This window comes from Paenibacillus sp. FW104-T2, from assembly GCF_058789975.1.
The window spans coordinates 115384-138954 of the sequence record NZ_JBYTCE010000020.1; the positions used below are offsets into that span (position 1 = coordinate 115384).

Here is a 23571-nt window from a genome sequence, read left to right on the forward strand (position 1 = left end):
ACAGCCAAGGATGCCCTTTTACATTGCTCTTATACTAATAACTTTTTGTTTTCAAGTCATTCAAGCTCTTGAACGCATATCCTTGTTTCCGTGCTTCATCTATGATCGAGCCCAGTGCCTCTGTGTTATCTTTGGAGACTGAATGCAGGAGAATAACAGCGCCTGGATGTAATTGTTTGAGCACCTGTTGACGTGCATAGTCAGCTCCGCGCTGTACATTGACATCCCAGTCCTTGTAAGCCAGTGACCAAAATACATTGATGTAGCCCTGAGCATGGCTCTCCGCAAGCGTACGGTTATTGAAAATACCACGAGGCGGACGCAAAAAAGTGGCTTGCTGGCCGGTTAAGCGATTCACTTCCGCTTTCACCTGTTCAAGCTCTGTTTTCAGCTTTTCGTTGGATACCCGAGTCATATCCGGATGGCTCCAGGAATGGTTGCCAACAATATGTCCCTCAGCTGCCATGCGCTTTACCAGTTCCGGCTGATCCTTCAAATAATGACCAGTGACGAAAAATGCGGCAGGAACTTTCTTATCACGCAGCACATCCAGAATGGCAGGTGTAAACCCATTCTCATATCCGTTATCAAACGTGAGATACAATTCTTTTTGTTTGGTATCCCCCAAAAAGATCGCTTCATTGTTTTCCAGGATCGACTTAAAACCTTCCTGGTCAATAGAGGGCAGCTGCCCGTTTTGGCTTCTCTTGAAGCCAAAGTGATATGCTCCGGTAACGGGCGATGCTTCAGTGTGCATCGGAAAAATGCTGAACGCCGTTACGGCAGTCAACAGCATATATAAAACCAGTCGCTTCATATTCAACCGCTCCTGTTCCTGAATAATGGGTTGTCGCTTCCTATCACGAGCCCCTTCAGGTAATATACCACCGGAACGGCGAATGTATGTACCTCTTCCATGACACTTGCCATGACCGCATTAGAATCGTTTGTTGCTTTGCTCGGGTTGATGCAGCAATTCAATTAATGTTTGCGGCTTGCCGCTGGAGGACAACCATTCCCTGACCGTTTCGATCGCCTTCGTTTGCCCGTCACCACGGTCACGCCAGGTCAGCAGTTCGATCACCTTAATAATAAGTGCCGACATGCTGTCATAATCCATCTCTGAACGATCAGCACGCATCTTATGGTATAGCGCCTCTTGCTCCCAATCGAGCAATATCTCTTCCCCAATCGTTGGTTTCATTAAGGTGTAAGCCCTATTACACCCGGAGCATCGTACGGTACTTATCTGTTGTGCAGCAAAACTCACAAGGATGTCATGCTCACAGTCCGCACATTGAAAGCTAACCTGTATGTTCTGTATTTTTTCGTTCATATTGCTCTTCCTCCTGCTATGGGTGTACTACTTCTATACCCGAAAATGATGAAGTTCACGCTAAACCTCAGATCATTATAGATCGTGCTATATTCTTGTAAATATGTTAAAATATATTACAAATCATGAGTTGGAGAGGCGGATTTCCATGTCGAAGGAAGAGCGCAATATTACTTGGCAGCAATCGAGTTTAAGCAGGCATGCACGGGAACTACATAACGGCCATCGCAGCCGTGCGTTGTGGTTTACCGGATTATCCGGTGCTGGTAAATCCTCACTTGCATTTGCCTTGGAACAGCATCTGCATGGCCGAGGCGTTCGTTGTTATGTACTTGATGGAGACAATGTGCGTCATGGACTCAATCGCGATCTTGGTTTTACATCGGAAGATCGACAAGAAAATTTACGCCGCATTGGTGAAGTAGCCAAGTTGATGGTGGATGCCGGGTTACTCGTTCTTTCAGCCTTTATTTCTCCTCATGCACAGGATCGGGAAATGGTCAGACAATTATTTGAGCCTGAAGATTTTATTGAAATTTATGTGCAGTGTTCCATCGAAGAATGTGAAAGGCGCGATCCGAAAGGGTTGTACAAAAAAGCACGCAGCGGGGATATTCCCCATTTTACCGGAATCTCGGCACCTTATGATGTTCCAGAGGATCCCTCACTGATTATTGATACGGAACAACTGCCTTTGGACGAAGCCGTTCAAAAGATTGTGCAGTACCTGGAATTGACAGGTGCACTTCAGCTTCCCCTCGCTCCTACTACCAGTCAGATTTAATCCGAATACGTATGGATTCAGGTTATGGACCCATTATAGAAAAAAGGCACAGTGACGATCCTGTGCCTTTTTTGAATGTGCGTGAGTATGATTTATCCATCTGTTAATGCCCTACAACACCGGCCTGCATATTCAACAACTTGCTGAAGGTTCCTACCGGGTCAGTGGATAATTGTTGGTACCCTCCCTGCTGGATTACTCGGCCTTCCTCCAGTACAATCACCCGATCCGCAGTGCGAATCGTGGACAACCGATGGGCTATTACAATAATGGTAACATGTCCTTTGAGTCGTTCAAGCGCCTCATGGATGTGCTGCTCATTCTCACTATCCAGCGCACTTGTGGCTTCATCCAAAATGAGTACAGACGGATTACGCAGCATCGCTCTTGCCAGTACCAGACGCTGGCGTTCCCCTCCGGATAAACGAATCCCACGATCTCCAATCATCGTATCCAATCCGTGAGGAAGTTTGCGGACAAATGCTGCTGAGGAGGAAAACTGCAATGCTTGCCACATCTGTTCCTCACTCGCGTCAGGGTCAACCAGTCGCAGGTTCTCACGAATGCTTGTATGGAACAGAAATGGATCCTGGGACACATATCCAATTGAACTTCTCCACGCCAATAACTGCTCTTCAGACAGTGGAACACCATCGATGAGGATTTGCCCACTTTCTGGACGGACAAGCCCCATAATAAGATCAATCAAGGTACTCTTTCCAGCACCTGATTTACCCACAATGGCTGTCATCCCTTTCGCAGGAATGGATGCACTAACATGTTCGAGTGAATAAGATGAACTGCCCTCATAGCGGTAATTGACATTTATACATTCGATGGACCGCATCAGTTCAAGCGGCTGAATCGGATGAATGTCTTTTTCGGTGGACCGGTTTGAAGCTCCTGCACCTGTGGTAGAACGACTAATTTCACGACTTAAATTGGTTTCAGCCTGCAGCTTTCTGACGAGCTGAAAGGCGGGCAGCATTGAGCTAATATACTCCAGATTGGACTGAATGGATGTAAACCTGGGCCACAGCCGGGAGAAAATGAGAATGATCAGCAGTAAACTTGCCGGAGGTACAGCAAGAACACGCAGTGACAGGTAGATGAAGGCGGCAATAATAACAGCCGAGGATACGCGGTGAATGAGCTGTGTTCCACTGTTCAACTGGCTGAATTGAATGACATTTCGCTCGATGCGTTTGCATATTTTTTCAAACCATCCGATATGCGACTCCTCAAGCATGTTGCTCTTAATATCCTTGATACCGTTAAAATGCTCTGTAATACCACTGTAATAGTGCTGGGATAGCTCGGATGTCTGATCACCGATCTGCTTGGCCCGCTGCACGAACTTCTTGAGCACGAAGAACAACAGAAGTCCAAAGACGATTACAATGGCAGTTAACTTCGCAGATAGCCAAAAAGCGAGCCCAATCTGAATCGCTGTAAAAATCAAGGACGCCGCCATTTGCAGGATCAGATTCGTGCCTTGACTGACTCGTGCAAGTTCTGTCGTTAATATATGGTTAAAATCGGATTTTCGTTTTTGGAGAAAAAAAGACCATTTGGCCATAATAATGGCCCGGTACGTTTCCTGTCGCAAAGTTCTTATAAACTGCTGTTGAATTCGGGTATTTCGAATCGTCTGCATGCGTTGGAGCCAGGCCTGTCCGGAGAGGATAACCACGAAAATGCTCAATATCAATACTAATTGACTGTTGTCGGAAAGACGACCTAACCACTCGGACAGCCAGGATAACTGTAAACCGGTTGTACCCATGTCAAAAATACCGATCAAACTTAACATCGGGACTAGCATATAAATGCCAATTCCCTCCATTAAACTAATGCAGATCATGCCTAGTAAGTTCCAATAGAGAACGGGTCCAGTTACATCACGAAGCTTGCGCATATAAAATCGAAGTTCTGAAATCATTCGTTAACCCCTTTCCGTCATCGCGTTCCTTTTCATTCGCCGCCAAAACCAGAGGAAAGGACGTAACGGAAAATACAGAAAGTGCAAAGAGCGCGGAAGCGGCATTTGTTCCACATCCCAGGTACTTGGATATAATCGTTCAATGAAGAAAAACAACTTCTGTCTGGTACTTCTCAGTGCAAACAGATAGGAGCGGTAACTACGTAAATTCGCGGGCGTGTCCAGCATATCATTCATAAATAAAACACCATGCTTAGCGAGCCGTTCTCCTGCGCGTTCTTGAGAGGACATTAAGCTGCGATAATCAGTACCCAGTGGTGTGTTCATCAGCACGGATACAAGGCGAAGCGCTTGGGCACCAATAATGAGCCGCCCTTCAGCTTTCAGGCGTCTGGTTAACAGGTTTACATCTACAGGCATGCTGCGAATCATCTGATCGATATCCAGGAGCCAGCGCAGTCTGAACCAGCCATGACGGGCACCGTGAGTTACCAGATATGCCCACAAGTCTTCTCTTTCCAGCATGCGGATCGGAGTTTGCGTGTACGTACTGAACCGACTACGCTGCCACAGCAACTCAAAATCCGTTTCTTTTCCGGAATCCGGATTAAGCCGCCAGTGGATCTCCACTTGAGTTTTCTTGAGAGGATGCTTGTAACAGATATGATGCTCCCGCCACTTCCAGCTCTGCACAGTTGGGCGCCGTTTGCCTTCCTTGGATACATAACCGAGTGTTTCCAGAATCTGCTCGGCAGACTCCACATCATCAAAAGGAATGAGAATGTCCAAATCCTTGGATGTTCTTAAGGATACATCTCCGTAGAGATCGTGGGCGAGCGCTGGTCCTTTTAACGTAATACTCCGAATTCCCTGTTCGTTAAAAGCTCTGCAGACCTGTTCCATCTCCGCGGTCAGATGCAGCATGCGAAACGTATTCGCCGTATATTCCTGCCTTAAACTCTCTACAACAGACGCAGGAATGAAGGGAGATTCTAATGTTTTGAGTTTCATATATAGGACCGAGTACAATCTGTGATGGTAGACAAGTCGTAAAAAGAGCTTCCAGTCTGTACCTCCGGTTATAGCTTTGACTGCTTCCGGAGCAAGTCCGTGCAGCTCATCTTTCATGATTGTCAAAATGAGCTTGAGCTCCTGTGGAAACCCTTTTGTATAGTCATCAAATTCAGGATTCATAGACAATTTCTCCAGTTCCCTTCTCCGGACAACGCTTGCCAAACACACCGACAACCGTATATTGGTCCATAGTATCTGCTCCGGTTACGATAATTTTCCCACTTCGCAGCCAGGCATGAGCCATCATTTGTCCTCGCTTATTGCGCGCAGTTCCCATGTACAGCGTACTCTCTATTTTGCGGCGTTCCAGCATCTTCATTGCAGCGATCGCCATGACTAGACAGCGGCTTTCCCATAATGTGTACTTGCTCGCCAGCAAAATGGCCTTGGAAACATGTCTTATCGCTATAATCTGATTCCGATTCAATCCGTTCATCGAGGTTTCATATTGTGCTGTGCCGAGCCCAGGAGCGATTTTCGCAAAAGGTCTTGCTTTGAGGATTCGTGCCCACCCCAAATGAATGTAAGCCTCCCATACCATAAGCCTGACTTCACGGGGCAATGAACGATAAGCTTTGATTTTGCGCAGCATCGTCTTAATCCTCGTGAACAACGTCGATTAATCCCTCACGGGACATGTGCTCAAGAAACGGAATGACTTGCGCATGACATGTATCTGCATCAATCTCGTATTCGGATGCCAGAATATCAACCAAGTCAGTGATTGTACGTTCCTGAGACAGCAGTTCCCAGATACGACCGCCGGTACTGCCCAGATTGTAGTATTTTCCACTTTGGATACTCATCATGACCTTTTCTCCGCCCATATCACTGACAAGATTGCCTTCCTTCTGCTTCACACGATCTTTCCAATCGAATTGTTTTGTACTTTTCATTGTTCTGTGTGCACCCCTTTGCGTACATGATCTGTGATCCGTTCAACCATCTCAAATGCAGTAAAATCAGAACCTGACCTCGTCAATCTACAAATTTCTATGCTCGCTGATAATCTCGAAACGGTCTCGAACAGCCACTGTGCAAGGCCTTGTCTTGCGACAAGAGTACTTCGGAAGGTATGCGTACACAGCAGATGAAGCCTTTCCAATCCGTGAACCTGCGTCAATTGAATCGGCTTCCTTACGTCATCCGGTTTGGGATTCAGCTCGAAAATGCCGGCAAGCGGGACAGCTCTCTCATGAAAATAATGTTTAACCGGTATCGCATACTTCGTTATCTCGGCATGCACGGTGGCATAATTCTCTTCTTTCATGCCGAACCCATTCAGGCTGGGCTGCCACAGCTTCTGCTGCGGATACCCTGGAGATACAATAGCTCTTCCTCCGGCATCCCAGGTTAGTGCAACGACGTCATCGGTCAGAAGCGGATACCCGCGTGAAGCCAAAGCCGCTGATAAAGTGGATTTCCCAGCACCTGAATGCCCCACAAATGCATAAGCCCAGCCATCAATAACCACAGCACTTCCGTGTAGTGGCAGGATGCCCCGCTGCATCATGATGACGGCCATGCAAGTACCTAGAATAAACAAGCGGACTTTTTTTTCATCGACGTTCTGTTTAGGGTTAACGATAATTCTGCGTCCTTGCTCAATCAGGAAGATGCCTGCATCTTCAATTCGAAAAAAAAGACTGCCGTCACGAGATACGAAATTTTCATTCCCCACATTCCACGCTTCCCAAAGCGCGGTTAAATCGGCAGACTGGATATGTACGTCAATATCACCAGCATCCTGACTACTGTTCTGCACGATCTGGAGTTCTGGCATTTGAAATTGGCTTAGCCAACGCAATCCATATGCTTCATACTGCACAGGCAACAATGAATGACTCCTCCTTAGCAATGCTGAATGTAAAAAAGCCCTTATATTCATAGGAATCAAATATAAGGGCGGAGGCGAAAAGATGTTGTCTTTCCGCCCTTTAAGTATGATAGCTCTTCGTAAAACTTAATAACTTAGGAAGTTGGATCGTAGAGATCAGCATCGTGATCGGAGATCCAGTCGATTTGTCTGAATCCAGTTCCAGCCATAGTTTGGTTTACTTCCAACACTTCCAGTGCAGGTGCTTGCCATTCTTTCTTTTCCATTTGTTGTCACCTCCTTTCAAGAGTCTACAATGCTGCCCAGTATGTAAATCTCACGTTCAAAATTTGCGGATAAAGCGGTATACGATCAGGCTGTGCATCATCAAACGCATATCCGGGTGTGAAGCAAGTTCAGGCCGTGGCTGTGGAATGTTTTTAAGCGCCAATTGTATCCGGTCGGTGTTTAATATGCCGGCTACACGACTATCAGAACAAAGCGTCTGCACTTCTGCGGTAAAAGCACCCCAATCAGGGATCATCCGGTGCAGCCAATCCGCGGGCTGTATGCCGCGAACACGTTGATTGAGTCTTACCTTGTCAGGCAATTCAGGTGAAGTTGCACGCCGGATTAGGGAGCGATCTGTTCCCTTGCTGACATACTGTTCGATAGGCACAGACAGGCAAAATTGAATGACGCGGGCATCACTGGTGGGATCACGCTCCCATGCCCGGTAACGCAAGGAACATTTGGTAGCTACTGCTCCATTCTTGTTTGCTATGGCCAGATTGTTGAATTTCTCGGCTCTTACTTTCAACGCATCTGCCCTAGCTCCTCCCTGAAGCATAACCAGTGATCCGAGTCGCTCCAGCACCCCTGTTCTGCTCGCAAATTCCGGATGTATAAGCTGGTTGGCAGCGACATTGGCAGCCCCTTTCGCGGCCGTATGGAAATGTTCCGGGTAGGCTTTTTGTGCGGTAATACGAGCAATTCTGGAAAATTTCATGCCTGTTCGCTGGGAATATTGCCTCATCTCCTGCAGCATGCGGATCCAGCGGCCACGTTTCATCAGACTGGCGTAATAGTCCAGTGCAGGCCCCCAGGAAATGGTGAAATTCCCCCTGGCTCCTGTAAGGAGAACACCTGCATCCTGCTGGCTTGCCTTTTCGTAAAATCCTCGGATCCAGAATGAATTTTCGAAATACTTATAAGGCATTTCCATCATGTCCAGCCAGGTATCGATCTCACTAAAAGGACTTCTGCCCTCAAAATCAAGATAGTTCTCCGATATATTTCCGATATGATCCACTGTGGAGCGAATGAAAGGTCGTTCATCAGCGAGCAGCGTTTTGGAAGTATAATCCGTAAAATCAGACACTGGTACGTAACTGTACGCATTCAGCCTTTTACCCTGACTGCGCAGGGAGCCGGAAGCAAAGCCGACAACAGCACCGGAATCCAGTCCACCGCTCAATGCAGCCGCTACCTGCCGATGGGTTCGTAAGCGGGCACTGACTGCCTGAGTGAATACATCACGGAATGCTTCAACGTATTCCCCATCGGATTTGAGAAGCAGCGGCTCTACTTCGTCCCAGCGATGATACTGCTTCAGTTCCACTTGGAGAGTGGCTGCTCGGAAGACCAGGGTATGAGCAGGCGGTAACTGGTTCACTCCACAATAAGCCGTCATGTGAATATCTGCCGAGCCATGCATTTCCGGGATGGCCAGAAATTCGGATAACCAGGTCTCATTCAAATCCTTGGTGACTCCTTCCAGATCAAGCAAAGGGCCAATAAGTGTGCAAAATGAGAAACGTTTGCCGTCATGCCGATAATACAACGTCCTCATGCCGGTGATATCCCTCGCTGCAAACAATGTCCGCTTGCGGTCGTCCCAGATTGCAAAAGCAAAGTCCCCGATCAGCTTGCTGGCTGCCTGTTCACCCCATTGCTGATAGGCTCGCAAGATCAGTTCACTGTCCGAGAGGACGGACAACTGGCTTCTGGAGATGAATAACTTATCAGCGAGCTGCTCCCGGTTATCCAAAATAGCATCCGCGGTTATCGTGAGACCACTGACCTCATCAACCAAAGGCAGCTTCTCATGGACTGACTCGGGTGTGATCCACTGAGCATGACAACTCAGGAATGCCTGATTCCCTTTCCAAACGCCGGTTGTATCTGCAGGAATATGTCCCAGGCTCGCGTACAGGCGCCAGCTATCTTCCCAAAACGCTTCCTGACCATCGGTATGAACAATTCCCGCTATGGCACTCATGACTTTCCTCCCCGAAGGATCTTGCGCTGGGATGCCCACGCACTGATTTGGTTACCAAATGGAATCCAGGATTTAATTCGCTGAAGCTTGCTATGAGCAGAAGCCAGCTGCCTCTTCAATCGTTCCTGTTCACTGTATCCTCGCTCCAAGCGGTTATCTGCTGCACGAAGTGCTGCTTCCAATTGTCTGATTGTGGCAAGCGCAGCTAAGGTTGGATCTGTATCGGACTCCGAACGGTGGGCTGCTCCGAGCATTTCATCTCTCGTCGTACTTATGGATGGGGATCCCTGTATGCTGTAATGCGGTTGCCATCTGCAGCCCGTTGCTTCCATAAACTGATGGCCAAGTCGTTCAATGACTTCCTGATCCGGGGCTGCTTCATAACGGACTCCTGTCCATTGTTCCGCCTCTTGCAGCTGTTCAGAGTAACCCATACGATGGAACACGTCCGCCCCCAGAACACGGCAATATGCTTCGACTTCAGTTGTGCTTAGTATACTTTTCCAGTTGTTAACAGAATTTTTGTGTGCTTCTTGATGCGTGGATAAGAACGGGTCTCCGACCCCCATACTGTAGAACATGTTGGATTTCGAACTGTTTACATGAAGGCCATATTGCTCCATGCCCTCTTCATATCCAACGCCAAGAAACTCACACAACTTTTCGACTTCTTCTTTAGGCTTGGAGACCAGCTGTTCATAACGAAGCTCATGTGCATTGGCATGCTTTACTGCAAAATAATCATTTAAGCGAAGCAAGCCGAGCGTAAGATCAACGGCTTTCATATTCAGATGTGGGCTTTTTAGACTGCTGACCAGATCAAACCCTTCTCCTTGGTTACGATTAACTTTCTTATAGGAAGCAGCGATGGAGAGTGGATTACGCTGAAGGTGGATACGCTTGGACTCTGGAAAAAGTCGATCCAGCCATTCGAGCATATAGTAATAACGCGGAGATTTATCGACAACGAAATCTGCTGCATTCCCCTGCAGAAATCCGTTATATATTTCAAGAGCAAAGCTCCTGCATGCCTTTTCATATACATCATCTGAGACCATGGAACTATAAAATTGACGAATAATGGGGCTTCCTCCGTAAGGACGAGCATCCGCTTTCGACAGATCCACCAGATTCATCAGAAACCACATTTCCTGGGTTGCAAATATGCGGCTGTGGTTCTGCAGCATGACGGTGGATAGTGAGCTTCCACTACGAGGGACACAGAGTAATAAGACAAGTCCGTTACCTTGAACATCTACCACCGGCATCCCCTCCTCTGTCCGAATAAAATGAGCATGCAGTTGGTCATCGAATTCTCATCCTTTTTTCTGAAAAAACAGAAGATGTACAAATCCAATTCTATGATGTTTCGACATCTTTCAGATACGTTGTGTATTCATAGTTTTACTCTATGATACAAAATGTATCATGTCAATCTTTTATTTTCACTTTTTCATAATTTCCTTTTCCGTTCACTCTTTCCCCTCCCCCGGCAACTCAGCACTCCATACTTATTCCACTGTACCTACGAAATATGACTGTGCACAAACATGAAAAAACTCCGGAACTGTTTCTGATAAACAGTTCCGGAGCAGCTATTTTTTTATTATTTCTTTTCAAAAAAAAGGTTGTGTTTTATTGATCCACTATGCCTTAGCGTTCACTCCAGGAGAAGGGGCAATGGATTCCAAAATACGGCTGTCTTCCCGATCTGCCTCAAGTGCGTCGTTCATGCCTTGCTTCACTTTTACTGTCATTAGAACGGCCATACCTGCAAGGAAGAAAAAGAGCAGGGAAAGAATGCCCCACCTGCTTGAACCCGTAATCTGGCCCACCCAGCCAAAAACAAACGGGCCGAAAATGGATGAAAATTTGCCGGTGATGTTAACAAAGCCAAAATATTCCCCTGTTCTGCCTGAAGGCATCAGGTTGCTAAACAATGAACGGGCAGTCGATTGACTGACACCTTGCACTACACCAACGAGCCCGGCAAGCAAGTAGAAATGGATGGCTTCTGTCATGAAATATCCGAGGATGACAATACACACGTAGATGGACAGACTCAACATCAATATCTGCTTCGCTCCCCAGCGCTGTGCCCATGCGCCATGCAGCAAGGTGCATGGGAAACCGATAAATTGGGTGAGCAGCAACGCAAGCATCAGATCGGCTGTCCCGATGCCAATACTTGTCCCATAGATCGTCGCCATTAGAATGATCGTATTGATCCCGTCATTAAAAAACCAAAAAGCCACCAGCATTCGAATCAGCTGGGGAAAACGAAGCATTTGGCGAAAGGTTTGGCGCAATCTGCGTATGCCTACCTCTGCGTATCCCTTCCACGACTCAGGCATATCCGGTGCCGCAGGACGGCGAGGAGCATGACGGAACAGGGGGATAGAGAATAACAACCACCAGAGCGCCACGGAGATAAAGGCAAGTCTGGTCCCTGCCAGTGTACTTCCCATCCCGAACCAACCAGGCTGCTGGATCATGAGCATGTTGACCGCCAGCAGTAATCCACCGCCAATGTAACCATATGCATACCCTTTGGATGAGATCATATCCCTGCGTTCCGCAGAAACGAGATCAGGCAGCATCGCATCATAGAAGGTATTCCCGCCAGCAAATCCAATGGTCGAGATGACAAGCAAGGCGGAGGCCAGCAGCCAGTCCCCTTCCCCAACCGTGCTGAAGCCAAGTGTTGCAATTATTCCCGTGATAGCAAATACGCGCAGAAAATCCCCTTTACGGCCAGACAGATCCGACAACGCTCCCAGCAGCGGGGTTAGCAAGGCCACACATAACATCCCGACCGAGTGCGTATAGGCCAGATAAGATGCTGCTGTGCCTTCATCCAGTGTTGCCGCAGCTACCGAAGCATAGAAGACCGGAAGTACGGCAGCAAGTACTGTGGTCGCGTATGCAGAATTGGCCCAGTCGTACATAATCCAAGCTTTAACGGCCCGTTTATTCAAGTAGAATCCTTCCTTTTCATGCATTCCTGAGAGAATGCCAATTCAATGCCTGTCCCTATTTTAAAGGAAGTTTGTCATACTGGTTCATCGTTTCTGTAAAAAGTTCGAGCTGCATCAGGCATTTTGAGCCGTGATCGAAATTGCACTTGCGTAAATTGTATCATTTTATCTCCTCTCGCATCACATATCGTCCCCGTCGGTGAATATACTTAATTACCGACAGGCCAAACTGTGCCGCGTAATTAATGGGGGGTGCCTACATGTCAAATTCACACCAGCCTTACTCGTTCGTCGTATCCCGGGAAGATTGGTCGCTTCACCGCAAAGGGTACCAGGACCAGCAGCGCCATCAGCAAAAGGTTAAGGATGTCATTAAGCAAAATCTGCCTGATCTGATTACGGAAGAAAACATTATCATGTCCGATGGACAACAAATCATCAAGGTACCGATCCGCAGTCTGGATGAGTACCGTTTTGTGTATAACTACCAAAAGCAAAAACATGTCGGTCAAGGCGACGGTGACAGTCAGGTCGGAGATGTCATCGGTCGTGATCCTGCCTCACAAAAACCGGGCAAAGGCGAAAAAGCCGGAGATCAGCCTGGTCATGATATCGTAGAAGCCGAAGTCAGTATTGAAGAACTGGAAGATATGCTGTTCTCTGAACTTGAGCTTCCGGATCTGAAGCAAAAAGACAAGGATCAGATTGAAACACATACCGTGGTATTCAATGATATCCGCAAAAAAGGTATGCAGTCCAACATTGACAAGAAACGAACCATTCTTGAAAATCTCCGGCGCAACGCCACAACCGGGAATCCCGGTATTCATCATATCAGTCCGGATGATCTGCGTTACAAGACATGGGAAGACAAAATTATTCCGCAGTCCAACGCCGTCATTATCGCCATGATGGATACTTCCGGGTCCATGGGTTCTTTTGAAAAGTACTGCGCTCGCAGCTTTTTCTTCTGGATGACCCGTTTTCTGCGCCGTCAATACGAGAAGGTTGAAATTGTGTTCCTGGCTCATCATACGGAAGCCAAAGAAGTGACGGAAGAGGAATTTTTCACACGCGGCGAGAGCGGAGGAACGATCTGCTCCTCTGTATATATGAAGGCTCTTGATATCATTGATCGGCGTTACCCTCCTTCCAGCTACAATATCTATCCGTTTCATTTCTCAGATGGGGATAACCTCACCTCGGATAATGAACGCTGCGTGAAACTGATTGGTGAGCTAATGAAGCGCAGCAACATGTTTGGATACGGAGAGGTCAATCAATATAACCGCAGCAGTACATTAATGTCAGCTTACCGACATATTAAGATGGATCAGTTTATGTACTATGTGATCAAAGAAAAAGGCGAAGTGTACAAAGCTTTGCGCAGCTTTTTCCAGAAACGGGAAGGAGGCAGCGTAAGATGACAGATGAAATCCGCGACCTTGAATACGCCATTGCCGAGATTATGGAGATTGCCGATGGATTCGGCCTGGATTATTATCCGATGCGTTATGAGATCTGCCCGTCAGACATCATCTATACCTTCGGAGCCTACGGGATGCCAACAAGGTTCAGTCACTGGAGCTTTGGGAAAACCTTTCACAAGATGAAGATGCAGTATGATTTTGGCCTCAGTAAAATTTATGAACTCGTCATTAACTCCAACCCTTGCTATGCCTTCCTGCTGGATGGCAATTCCCTGATTCAGAACAAATTGATCGTGGCCCACGTGCTTGCGCACTGTGACTTCTTCAAAAACAATGCCCGTTTCTCCAAATCGAACCGCAATATGGTCGAAAGCATGGCCGCCACGGCGGACCGGATCAGCAACTACGAAATGGAGTACGGAACCGAAGCTGTTGAGTCATTCATTGATGCCGTGATCGCCATTCAGGAACATGTAGACCCTCAACTTATCAAACCCCGTCATTTGGACAAACAACGTTATATGGAGATGAAAATGCGGGAGCAGCGTGGTGAAAAGGCACCACGTCCAGAAGGACGATATGACGACTTATGGTCGCTTGACGATATACAGAAAGAGGAAGCTCCATCCGAAGGAATTCAGGTTCATCATTTCCCGCCCGAACCGGAAAAGGACATCATGTGGTTTATTCAGGAGTTCTCGGAAGTACTGACGGATTGGCAGCGGGATATCATGAGCATGATGCGTGAAGAGATGCTGTACTTCTGGCCTCAGATGGAAACCAAGATCATGAATGAAGGCTGGGCCTCTTACTGGCATCAACGCATTATACGCGAGCTGGACCTGAGTAGTGAAGACACAATCGAATTTGCCAAATTGAACTCTTCCGTCGTGCAGCCATCCAAGCAGAGTCTGAATCCCTACTATTTGGGGCTGAAAATTTTTGAAGATATTGAACGCCGCTGGGATCATCCCTCCAGGGAAGAACAAGAGCGCTTTGGCCGCAAAACGGGTCAGGGCCGTGCCAAAATGTTCGAGGTTCGCGAATTCGATTCCGACACCTCCTTCATCCGAAATTACATGACGAAGCAGCTGACTGAAGATCTGGATCTCTATGTATTCGAGAAAAAAGGCCCGGACTGGAAAATCACCGACAAGTCCTGGGAAAACATACGTGATCAACTTGTATTCTCCCGTATTAACGGAGGATCTCCGTATCTGGTTGTTCAGGATGCCGATTACCTGCGGACAGGTGAACTTGTGCTGAAGCACCAGTATGAAGGTATTGAGCTGGACCTGAAGTATATGGAGCGCACCCTCCCTTATCTGTACCGGCTCTGGGGGCGAACGGTTCATCTGGAAACCCGGGTTGAGGATAAACCCATCTGGTTTACCTATGACGGCAAGAAGCATCACCGGAAATTTATGTGAGTTTCTTCTATATAAAAAGCGTACCAAAAAAGCGGCAAGTCCCTGGCAGATGGCGGGGACTTGCCGCTTGGCATGTCTGAACAAACTTGTTTATCCAGGAATGATGGGATTTCCCGACAGGCGGAGCGGAACAAAGAAATCATGTTCCACTTCACTTGCTGGCAGTGGACGGCTGAAGTAGTATCCCTGAATTTCCCGGCAGTCGTTCTGCATCAGGATATCCAGTTGTCCTTTGGTCTCAATGCCTTCAGCAATCACGTCCATCTTCAGATTCTGCGCCATGGTGATAATCGTCGCCACAATCGCCTGGTCACTCTGATTCTCAGTGATGTCTGTAACAAACGAACGGTCGATCTTCAGCTTATGAATCGGAAAATGCTTCAGGTAACTCAGCGAGCTGTACCCTGTACCGAAATCATCCAGGCTAATTTTGACTCCGAGGGAAGTAAGCTGATTCAGTATGCCTGTTGAAACTGATGCATCCATCATCATGCTTTCCGTAATTTCAAGTTCCAGGTAGCGGGCGTCCAGCCCTGTTTCCTCCAGAGCAAGCTTCACCTGCTCCACGAGATTGGACTGATGAAATTGCTGGCTGGACAGGTTTACCGATACCGGAATTAACGGACCGCCGTTAGCATGCCATTGTTTCATCTGCCTGCAAGCTTCCCGCAGTGTCCAGTTCCCAATGTCATAGATGATCCCCGTTTCCTCAGCAATAGGAATAAACACATTGGGTGCCAATATTCCCTTGTGGGGATGCTTCCAGCGAATCAGGGCCTCCACACCGATCATCCGGCTATCAGACGTGCGAATCTGTGGCTGGTAATACAGGAGCAGTTCATTGCGTTCGAGTGCTTTGCGCAGATAACCCTCCAGCTCAATGCGTTCATACAACTCGGAATCCAGCTGTGTGGTATAAAACTGAAATCCGTTCTTGCCATTTTTCTTGACTTCATACATGGCGGTGTCCGCATGCTTCAGCAGGGTATCCACTTCCGTTCCATGCTCCGGGTACATGGCAATACCGATACTGGCTGTAACGTAAAAATCATTCTCTTTTAACCGGTACGGCAATTGGATAGCTTCAACAATTTGTTCCGCCAGGCTGGCCACATGCTCCTCTTTCCCCTGTTCATTCATGACGACCAGTGTGAATTCGTCACCACCCATTCGGGCAAGCATCACGTTATCCATACCGTTTGGATCGGATGCACGGATCGTCTTAAGGATTCTGTCACTGACTTCCCTAAGAAAAACATCCCCGATGGAATGGCCCAGCGAATCATTGATCATTTTGAAACGGTCGATATCCATTACCATCACGGCAAACGAACTATGGGATATCATGGACGATGCTATCGTTTCAGCAAGCATCTCATCCAGTTTACGTCTGTTCGGCAGCCCGGTTAGTGGATCATGCGTGGCCTGATGGCGTATCATCTCCTGCGCCTGTTTCTCCTCGGTAATATCCTTGATCAGAATATGGCTGCCGACATCGGTTCCTTCAATCAAAACAGGCACTACGCTAATGCTTAAATCCAGATGCTGCCCATGGAATCCTTTCATACTCGCCGTATAATAACGTTGTTCAAAGCTTGCATTCGTCAAGACAGGGCTTTGAAGCTCGTTTGAACTCCAGTGGATATCAATATGCTTCGATATTTCACCCAGGGAGCGATTAATCACCAGCCGCTCCGGATATCCTGTAATTCGCGTTACCGCTGCATTTATGCCCTTAACCCTTCCCTCATTGTTTACCGATATAATGGCGTCTGAATGGTTCTCATACAGAGCTTGATACCACTGCTCATTTTCACGGATCCGCTGATCTTTTATGGACATTCGTTGATTGATATAAATGCCAAAGAGCGTCAGTCCAAGGGTAAGGAACGTACCAGCAGCAACCAGGTATGCTAATAGCCCCGGTTCAATCTGCATCATGGAATTGACCATCTGGGCATGCGAATGCTGATGAAACTGCGCAGCAGACATCCCTGTATAATGCATACCTGTGATGCCCAGCCCCATAATGAGCCCACTGCCCAATTTGTAAACCCATGTGAACCGTGTCCGGTGCTGGCTCAAATAAAACATAAGCCATAGTGCTGCAAAGGAGGCACCTGCTGCGATTAGTATTGAAGCAAATACCATGTCTGCCTCGTAACTGATTGGAACGGACATGGCAGCCATACCCACATAGTGCATACTAGTGATCCCCGCAGTCATGAGGAGACCGGCAGCAACAATCTGGCGCACATTGCCCGATTTCCGGCCTGCAATGTGTAACGCAATCCCTGAAGCAGCGACTGCGAGCAGGACGGACAAGACAACTTTGTCCATGGAATAAGAGACATGCATGGGAAGAACAAAAGCCAGCATGCCCACAAAATGCATGGACCAGATGCCAAGCCCCATGGACATAGCACCGCTGGCAAGCCATACCCTTCTGGATATTCCTTTCGCCAAGCTTACCCGGCCGGCAAGGTCAAGTGCAGCATATGATGCTAGAGCAGCAATAATGTAAGATAAGACAACCAGTTCCAAGTTATACGTTCCATGTAGGTGTTCCACTCTGTCTTTCCTTTCAACCGGGAAGTATCTTGTATGTAGGCATAATGTAAAAAAGAAGGCAGTGCACTGTCCGGGTGACAGGCACTCCCTTCGTTTCATTTTGACTCGTGACCACCAGCTTCCACAGCACGGCAGCCATACATTAGAAACCCGTTAATAGTGATGTATATAGTCTAAACGTCCTAGTGACGAAAATCAACACTTTTTTCCAGTATTAAGGAACATGAATACATGTTGTTAAACTTCAAAAATGAACGATTTTGACATGAAGATTCCTTACGGCATCTATGTATCCTGCATTCGTTCTACATACCCAATAAGCACAGCCAGCAGCTGTGCTTACTTCGCGGGCCGTTACCCTTTGACAGGTGCAGTGGTCTGCCGGACAACCAGATTGGACGGCTCCGTAACAACCGGCGGAGAATAATCCGGGTTTTCAATCATCGCAATCAGATACTCAATCGACTTGATGCCGATCGAATAGATGTTTTGATTAATCGTGGTTAACCCCGGCTTAAATACCTGAGCGTAATACGTATTGTCGAAGCCAACGACCGAAATGTCTTCAGGCACGCTTAGACCGTGTTTCTCAATCTCATGAATTGCGCCGAACGCGGCCATGTCTGAAGCGCAGACGATTCCTGTGGGTTGATCTTTCAATGCCAGCAATCGCCGTGCAGCCTTGCTTCCCTCTTCAAAGGAGTAGTCACATACCTCCAGATACACGGTTGAATACGGAATACCGCACTCGCGCAATCCTTCACGGTAGCCTTCCAACCGAAGATTGGCTACGGCAGGGCCGAGTGTACCCGAGATATAGGCAATCTTGCGATGACCCAACTCATGCAGATGCTTAACACTCATTGCAATCGCATTGGAATTATCCGTAGTAATATATCCGGCCCGTTTGCCAAACAAGTCTGTATCAATAAACATGGTCGGAATCTCAGCTTGAACCAATTCCTCAATACTTTTGTTGTCTCTTCCTTCTCCGAACACAACAACGCCATCCACATTCCGGCTGCGGCAATGTTTGATAAACGAGTATCCCGGATCGTCGAACCGTGTGGACAAACGCACAAGATCATAACCGCTATTCTCCAGTGCTGTCTTAATCCCTTCCAGCAATTCCGAAACAAACGGATTGGTAAAAGGAACTGTGAGCAGCACCCCTACCGTCCATGAACGGCGTTTTACAAGTCCGCGTGCCACCACATTCGGTTGATATTTCAATAGTTCAATGGCTATATTGACTTTTTTGCGAGTTTTGTCACTTACATCGGGATAATCGTTCAGCACTTTGGAAACGGTTGCAACAGATACGCCCGCTTCTTTGGCCACATCATGGATAGAAGCCACCTGATCACCTCAACCTCTTTCAAATCCCCTGTCTCCGGCTGCATTTACTATGACATTCGGCAGGTTTGTCTACCCATTATAGCTTAAAACAGCCAGAAACGGTATCGCAGGATCCTGGAGTGCTAACAGCCTATATTTGCCTGTCCAGTTTTCTGAGATCCAGTGCGAGTTTCTCCATCGTGGTTGCGAATACCGCAAGTTCCTCCGAACGTGAAGCTTGGCGTCTCGCTCCTTGAGATGTGTGCTGCGACTCTTGCTGTACACTTCCAAGCTTCCTCATAATCTGTTCGAGATTCGTCTGAATTTTTCCCTGTGCCTCACGGGAACTTGCGGCAAGCTTCCGGACTTCACTTGCAACAACCTCGAACCCCCGCCCGAATTCGCCTGCATGTGCAGCTTCGATGGCGGCATTCAGGCCAACCAGATGACTTTGCTCCGAAATTTCACGAATGAGTTCTCCCATCTTGCCAATCTGATGGATCTCATCTGTTAATGCCTCCAGCAATTCATGGGCTTGATCCTGCGAGGCAGCGGTTTCTCTCGCGACGTCCGAAATAGCCTGGGCATTCTCGTTCAATTCACAGATCATTCCCGTCAGTTGCTGGGTAATCTGCGTAACAGCCGTCAGAGTATGCTCCTGTTCTGCAGCAAGCTGGTGCAGCTTTTCCTTTTCCTTCTTCTCATAAGCTTCAAGGACCAGCTGGGCGTCGAGATTAAACATTTTGCTCAGCGCCTGAATCACACGATGCCAGGAATCAGGGATGACTTGCTGAAATATGCTTGTTGCAATATCGAGATAAACCATATATGTCCCCAGGTAATAATCTTCAGATAATCCAATGCGCGAATGTACCAATCCAATCGCAATACGCTGTTCAATATAAGCCTCGTCCACTATGCCGTCCGTCATGGACAGCCAGTACATTTGCTGCGTTTCTTTCAACCGTTCAATGGAAGAAAACCGTGTAATCATCTCTGCGAGTTCAGGATACCCTCCGACATGATTATAGAAGTGATCCACCACGTCATGTACAACCTTTTGGAATACCGGCCTGTGGTCGGCAAGCAATTGCAGATCCACTCTGGTGAGTCCAATATAATCGAGTTGCTTTTGTCTTGCTGCAGTAATACTCATAACTAGTTCCTTCAACTCCTTAATAACTACTAAAAAACACCAATTTGTAAAATTACTGTACCGATTATAGACTAAATGGCCTAAGTTTACATATACCATTAGAACTAATTTGTCATGAATTTGACTTCTTGTGTCAGTTTTTCCGCGAGTTTCATCGACTGTTCATGCAAAAAGACTCCTTCACCTGCCGTGAAGGAGCCTCACAGCAGGCATCAGGAGCCTGATCCGGAATGGTTTTGAACCTGTTAGCGATTCAGCAAACTGCCCACATAACGCAGCAGTTCATTTGCGCTGGCTGCCGTATATCCATGTTCTTCGATTAGGCGTTTGATAACCTCGTTCATCCGTTTCAATTGTGTAGCATCTGGTGTTTTGGTTGAAGTTGTAATCTTGACGATGTCTTTCAGGTCTGCGAACAGCTTCTTCTCAATCGCTTCCCGCAGTCGGTCGTGGCTGCTGTATTCAAACTTGCGCTCTTTGCGGGAGTATGCTGAAATTCGGATCAGAATCTCTTCCCGGAATGCTTTTTTCGCATTTTCGGATATGCCGATCTGCTCCTCAATCGAACGCATTAAACGCTCATCCGGATCCATCTCCTCATCGGTTAACGGATCACGGATTTTGGACCAGTTGCAGAAGGCCTCGATGTTATCGAGGTAATTTTCGAACAGCGTTTTGGCAGACTCTTCAAACGAATACACAAATGCTTTTTGCACTTCCTTTTTGGCCAGTTCATCATATTCTTTACGCGCCAGGGCAATAAAGTTCAAGTAACGCTCGCGTTCTTCTTTGGTAATGGAAGCATGCTGATCCAGACCGTCCTTGATTGCCCGTAAAATATCCAGCGCGTTAATGCACTGAAGGTTTTGCTTAATCAAAGCACTGGATATCCGGTTGATGACATAACGTGGATCGATGCCGGACATGCCTTCATCTAGATATTCATTTTGCATTTCACGCAGATCGGCTTCCTTGTAACCCTCAACTTCCTCACCATCATACATCCGCATCTTTTTGACGAGATCCATGCCTTGTTTTTTCGTTTCCTTCAGGCGGGTAAGTATGGAGAAAATGGCTGCGGTCCGCAGTGCATGCGGCGCAATATGAACATGTTTCATGTCACTTTGCTGAATGAGCTTTCCATAAATCTTCTCTTCTTCGGAGACCTTCAGATTATATGGAATAGGCATCACAATCATCCGGGATTGCAGGGCTTCATTCTTTTTATTCGAAATAAACGATTTGTACTCAGACTCATTGGTATGAGCAACGATCATCTCATCAGCACTGATTAAGGCAAACCTGCCTGCTTTGAAATTGCCCTCCTGCGTTAGCGATAAGAGGTTCCACAGAAATTTTTCATCACATTTCAGCATCTCCTGGAACTCCATCAATCCACGATTCGCCTTGTTTAATTCCCCGTCAAAACGATACGCACGCGGGTCGGATTCGGAACCAAACTCGGTAATGGTCGAGAAGTCGATGCTGCCCGTGAGATCTGCGATATCCTGGGACTTCGGATCGGACGGACTGAATGTTCCGATTCCTATTCGGTTGTCCTCGGAGATGATAACCCGTTCTACCTTGACCCGGCTGATATCCCCTCCATATTCGGTACGAAGTCTCATCTGGCAGGATGGGCACAGGTTGCCCTCAATACGGACACCAATCTCTTTTTCCACTTCGGGACGAAGCTCCAGAGGGATTAAGTGCAGGGGTTCCTCATGCATCGGGCATCCCTCGATGGCGTAAACGGCACCTTTTTCCGTCCGCGAGAACTGTTCAAGACCGCGCTTCAGCAAAGTGACGAGCGTCGACTTCCCTCCACTTACCGGACCCATAAGGAGCAAAATCCGTTTCCGTACATCCAGACGGCGTGCTGCCGAATGGAAATATTCCTCGACCAGCTTCTCAATGGAGCGATCCAGTCCAAAAATCTCCTGTTCAAAAAACTTATACCGCTTATGCCCCCCGACTTCTTCCACGCCAAATGATTCAATCATCTGATACACTCGTGCGTGAGCCGTCATTGCCGGAGTCGGGTCCTCTCTCAGCAGAGCAATATAATCTTCAAATGTTCCATTCCAAGACAAACGGTCACTCTCTGCCCGATATTCCGCAACGCGTTCAAAAATATTCATGCTTGGTACCTCCCATGGCTCCTTTAGTGTGATTGTCAACCATTCCGAATGGTATGAAGAAATCAATAGAATTGCAGCTCCTGCTTGAATACCAATCTGCGGTCCGGATTAGTCCCGCCACCCTCTGTCCAAACGTCTTGTATTGTTGTGAAAAGTGTATTACATACCTATGCGGCAAAACGGATAAGTTGACCTCTTTTTTTCAATTCACGATTCAGAATTTCAGCTTTTCCCTGTTCTATCAGACATCTTGTGCCCTCAGAAAAAAAAGCACGGTTATGATATAATTAAGGTTCTAAATTCAGGGAACCGGACAACGTCCCGCCATGGACGACTTCTTGGGAAAGGAGGAGGAATGATGGCAGTACAATACGAGACCGAGTTATATTCGCCACTAAAAGCCTTTTTTGAAAAGCAGGGATTCCTGATCAAGGCTGAGGTCAGACATTGCGACCTCGTCGGAGTCAGATCCGATCAAGACGAGCCCCTTATTGTGGAGATGAAAAAAACCTTCAATCTTTCGCTGTTGCTTCAGGGGATGCAGAGGCTAAAGCTTAGTCCATTCGTTTATCTGGCTGTAGAGCGCAATCGGAGCAAACGCGGGGCTGTTAACCAGCGCTGGAGCGAACTCACAGCACTGTGCCACCAGCTCGGGCTTGGCCTGATTACGGTGACGTTCTATAAGACCAAGTCACCATTCATTGATGTGCTGTGTGAGCCTGCGGCATTGAACGGTACACACCGGATTCCTTCCCGTAAAGGTGGGGTAAGGCGTCAACGGCTGCTGAGGGAATTTGAAGAACGCAGCGGAGACTACAACACGGGCGGCAGTACCCGCAGGCAGCTGGTAACCGCATACCGGGAGAAGGCGCTGCGTGTTGCCTCTGCCCTGCGAAGCCAAGGTGAAGCTTCTCCTGCCCTACTCGCAAGACAAACCGGCATCGGATCGGCTGCTGCCATTTTGCAGAAAAATTACTATGGGTGGTTCGAACGATTGTCACGCGGTAAATACGTACTTACGATCAAAGGGGCACAAGCCCTAACCGAGCATTCTCATATGCTGGAAGACCATGATACGTTGGAGCATGATCTAATGGTGCCAGGGAGTCTGGACTCCTCCGAGGATTTTATTGTGGAAGAGCTAGGAGAAATTGCGGAGGCAACGGAGCAGTATCGGGTACTCCAAAACGAAGCTTCTGGCCCATCGTCCAAAAATAAATAAACAGTTAATTAAATCAAGATAAATGTTTCAGCAATCATGATGCATACAAAAGAGCCTGTCATCTCCGAGGAG

Annotated in this window: 19 protein-coding genes; 4 read left to right on the forward strand and 15 right to left on the reverse strand. The window is 47.5% G+C overall.

Going from position 1 to position 23571, the window contains the following annotated elements; all coding sequences use genetic code 11:
- Window positions 1-34 precede the first annotated feature (34 nt).
- Both pdaA and AC3WQ3_RS22520 read right to left on the reverse strand, forming a co-directional pair.
- Window positions 35-817, reverse strand: a complete 783-nt coding sequence (gene pdaA / locus AC3WQ3_RS22515) for a delta-lactam-biosynthetic de-N-acetylase (protein WP_419719968.1) — start codon at window positions 815-817, stop codon at window positions 35-37.
- A 120-nt stretch (window positions 818-937) separates the two neighbouring features.
- On the reverse strand, window positions 938-1204 hold the full coding sequence (locus AC3WQ3_RS22520; RefSeq protein WP_416297721.1) for a hypothetical protein: 267 nt from the start codon (window positions 1202-1204) through the stop codon (window positions 938-940).
- A 280-nt stretch (window positions 1205-1484) separates the two neighbouring features.
- On the opposite strand from AC3WQ3_RS22520, the gene cysC reads away from it, so the two are divergent.
- Entirely contained in the window at window positions 1485-2120 is a 636-nt protein-coding gene (gene cysC, locus AC3WQ3_RS22525) for an adenylyl-sulfate kinase (RefSeq protein ID WP_127536558.1), read from the forward strand.
- Window positions 2121-2223: 103 nt separating this feature from the next.
- On the opposite strand, the gene AC3WQ3_RS22530 is transcribed toward cysC, so the two are convergent.
- The 9 genes from AC3WQ3_RS22530 to AC3WQ3_RS22570 all read right to left on the reverse strand — a co-directional run bounded on the left by AC3WQ3_RS22530 (window position 2224) and on the right by AC3WQ3_RS22570 (window position 12211).
- Window positions 2224-4062: an ABC transporter ATP-binding protein gene (locus tag AC3WQ3_RS22530; protein ID WP_492473616.1), complete on the reverse strand. Its 1839-nt coding sequence runs from the start codon at window positions 4060-4062 to the stop codon at window positions 2224-2226.
- A gap of 3 nt (window positions 4063-4065) precedes the next feature.
- Window positions 4066-5256 (reverse strand): nucleotidyltransferase domain-containing protein, encoded by a 1191-nt coding sequence (locus AC3WQ3_RS22535; RefSeq protein ID WP_492473617.1) that lies wholly within the window; start codon window positions 5254-5256, stop codon window positions 4066-4068.
- Window positions 5246-5728, reverse strand: a complete 483-nt coding sequence (locus AC3WQ3_RS22540; RefSeq protein WP_492473618.1) for a lasso peptide biosynthesis B2 protein — start codon at window positions 5726-5728, stop codon at window positions 5246-5248. The genes AC3WQ3_RS22535 and AC3WQ3_RS22540 overlap by 11 nt, the downstream gene beginning before the upstream one ends.
- Before the next feature lie 4 nt (window positions 5729-5732).
- Window positions 5733-6032, reverse strand: a complete 300-nt coding sequence (locus AC3WQ3_RS22545; RefSeq protein ID WP_430195050.1) for a lasso peptide biosynthesis PqqD family chaperone — start codon at window positions 6030-6032, stop codon at window positions 5733-5735.
- A complete protein-coding gene (locus AC3WQ3_RS22550; RefSeq protein ID WP_492473619.1) occupies window positions 6029-6973 on the reverse strand; it encodes an HPr kinase/phosphorylase in 945 nt (314 codons plus the stop codon). Before AC3WQ3_RS22550 ends, AC3WQ3_RS22545 begins: the two co-directional genes overlap by 4 nt.
- A gap of 134 nt (window positions 6974-7107) precedes the next feature.
- On the reverse strand, window positions 7108-7239 hold the full coding sequence (locus tag AC3WQ3_RS22555; protein ID WP_110821067.1) for a paeninodin family lasso peptide: 132 nt from the start codon (window positions 7237-7239) through the stop codon (window positions 7108-7110).
- 56 nt (window positions 7240-7295) lie between these two features.
- Window positions 7296-9233, reverse strand: coding sequence for an asparagine synthase-related protein (locus AC3WQ3_RS22560; protein WP_492473620.1), 1938 nt, complete (start codon window positions 9231-9233; stop codon window positions 7296-7298).
- Window positions 9230-10501, reverse strand: a complete 1272-nt coding sequence (locus AC3WQ3_RS22565; RefSeq protein ID WP_492473621.1) for a sulfotransferase family protein — start codon at window positions 10499-10501, stop codon at window positions 9230-9232. The genes AC3WQ3_RS22560 and AC3WQ3_RS22565 overlap by 4 nt, the downstream gene beginning before the upstream one ends.
- A gap of 378 nt (window positions 10502-10879) precedes the next feature.
- Window positions 10880-12211 carry an MFS transporter gene (locus tag AC3WQ3_RS22570; RefSeq protein ID WP_492473630.1) on the reverse strand — a complete coding sequence of 444 codons (1332 nt, stop codon included), beginning with the start codon at window positions 12209-12211 and terminating at the stop codon, window positions 10880-10882.
- A 260-nt stretch (window positions 12212-12471) separates the two neighbouring features.
- Between AC3WQ3_RS22570 and yhbH the strand changes: the two genes are divergently transcribed.
- Window positions 12472-13638, forward strand: coding sequence for a sporulation protein YhbH (gene yhbH / locus AC3WQ3_RS22575; protein ID WP_095288248.1), 1167 nt, complete (start codon window positions 12472-12474; stop codon window positions 13636-13638).
- Window positions 13635-15071 (forward strand): SpoVR family protein, encoded by a 1437-nt coding sequence (locus AC3WQ3_RS22580; protein ID WP_492473622.1) that lies wholly within the window; start codon window positions 13635-13637, stop codon window positions 15069-15071. Before yhbH ends, AC3WQ3_RS22580 begins: the two co-directional genes overlap by 4 nt.
- A gap of 90 nt (window positions 15072-15161) precedes the next feature.
- On the opposite strand, the gene AC3WQ3_RS22585 is transcribed toward AC3WQ3_RS22580, so the two are convergent.
- The 4 genes from AC3WQ3_RS22585 to AC3WQ3_RS22600 all read right to left on the reverse strand — a co-directional run bounded on the left by AC3WQ3_RS22585 (window position 15162) and on the right by AC3WQ3_RS22600 (window position 22277).
- Window positions 15162-17615, reverse strand: a complete 2454-nt coding sequence (locus tag AC3WQ3_RS22585; RefSeq protein ID WP_492473624.1) for an EAL domain-containing protein — start codon at window positions 17613-17615, stop codon at window positions 15162-15164.
- 381 nt (window positions 17616-17996) lie between these two features.
- Window positions 17997-19001 (reverse strand): LacI family DNA-binding transcriptional regulator, encoded by a 1005-nt coding sequence (locus AC3WQ3_RS22590; protein ID WP_492473625.1) that lies wholly within the window; start codon window positions 18999-19001, stop codon window positions 17997-17999.
- Between the two features lie 130 nt (window positions 19002-19131).
- Complete coding sequence (locus tag AC3WQ3_RS22595; RefSeq protein WP_336779385.1) at window positions 19132-20136, reverse strand: protoglobin domain-containing protein; 1005 nt, start codon at window positions 20134-20136, stop codon at window positions 19132-19134.
- A 245-nt stretch (window positions 20137-20381) separates the two neighbouring features.
- Window positions 20382-22277: a PrkA family serine protein kinase gene (locus AC3WQ3_RS22600; RefSeq protein WP_095288253.1), complete on the reverse strand. Its 1896-nt coding sequence runs from the start codon at window positions 22275-22277 to the stop codon at window positions 20382-20384.
- 358 nt (window positions 22278-22635) lie between these two features.
- Here AC3WQ3_RS22600 and AC3WQ3_RS22605 point away from each other — a divergent pair, with 358 nt between their 5' ends.
- A complete protein-coding gene (locus tag AC3WQ3_RS22605) occupies window positions 22636-23499 on the forward strand; it encodes a DUF2161 domain-containing phosphodiesterase (protein WP_492473626.1) in 864 nt (287 codons plus the stop codon).
- Window positions 23500-23571 lie beyond the last annotated feature (72 nt).

Bases quoted from the DNA above. Each gene is read 5' to 3' on its own strand.
- pdaA (WP_419719968.1), bottom strand. From the start codon at position 817: ATGAAGCGACTGGTTTTATATATGCTGTTGACTGCCGTAACGGCGTTC.
- AC3WQ3_RS22565 (WP_492473621.1), bottom strand. From the start codon at position 10,501: ATGCCGGTGGTAGATGTTCAAGGTAACGGACTTGTCTTATTACTCTGT.
- AC3WQ3_RS22580 (WP_492473622.1), top strand. From the start codon at position 13,635: ATGACAGATGAAATCCGCGACCTTGAATACGCCATTGCCGAGATTATG.
- AC3WQ3_RS22595 (WP_336779385.1), bottom strand. From the start codon at position 20,136: ATGAGTATTACTGCAGCAAGACAAAAGCAACTCGATTATATTGGACTC.
- cysC (WP_127536558.1), top strand. From the start codon at position 1,485: ATGTCGAAGGAAGAGCGCAATATTACTTGGCAGCAATCGAGTTTAAGC.
- AC3WQ3_RS22555 (WP_110821067.1), bottom strand. From the start codon at position 7,239: ATGGAAAAGAAAGAATGGCAAGCACCTGCACTGGAAGTGTTGGAAGTA.
- yhbH (WP_095288248.1), top strand. From the start codon at position 12,472: ATGTCAAATTCACACCAGCCTTACTCGTTCGTCGTATCCCGGGAAGAT.
- AC3WQ3_RS22540 (WP_492473618.1), bottom strand. From the start codon at position 5,728: ATGCTGCGCAAAATCAAAGCTTATCGTTCATTGCCCCGTGAAGTCAGG.
- AC3WQ3_RS22605 (WP_492473626.1), top strand. From the start codon at position 22,636: ATGGCAGTACAATACGAGACCGAGTTATATTCGCCACTAAAAGCCTTT.
- AC3WQ3_RS22520 (WP_416297721.1), bottom strand. From the start codon at position 1,204: ATGAAACCAACGATTGGGGAAGAGATATTGCTCGATTGGGAGCAAGAG.
- AC3WQ3_RS22600 (WP_095288253.1), bottom strand. From the start codon at position 22,277: ATGAATATTTTTGAACGCGTTGCGGAATATCGGGCAGAGAGTGACCGT.
- AC3WQ3_RS22530 (WP_492473616.1), bottom strand. From the start codon at position 4,062: ATGATTTCAGAACTTCGATTTTATATGCGCAAGCTTCGTGATGTAACT.
- AC3WQ3_RS22545 (WP_430195050.1), bottom strand. From the start codon at position 6,032: ATGAAAAGTACAAAACAATTCGATTGGAAAGATCGTGTGAAGCAGAAG.
- AC3WQ3_RS22535 (WP_492473617.1), bottom strand. From the start codon at position 5,256: ATGAATCCTGAATTTGATGACTATACAAAAGGGTTTCCACAGGAGCTC.
- AC3WQ3_RS22560 (WP_492473620.1), bottom strand. From the start codon at position 9,233: ATGAGTGCCATAGCGGGAATTGTTCATACCGATGGTCAGGAAGCGTTT.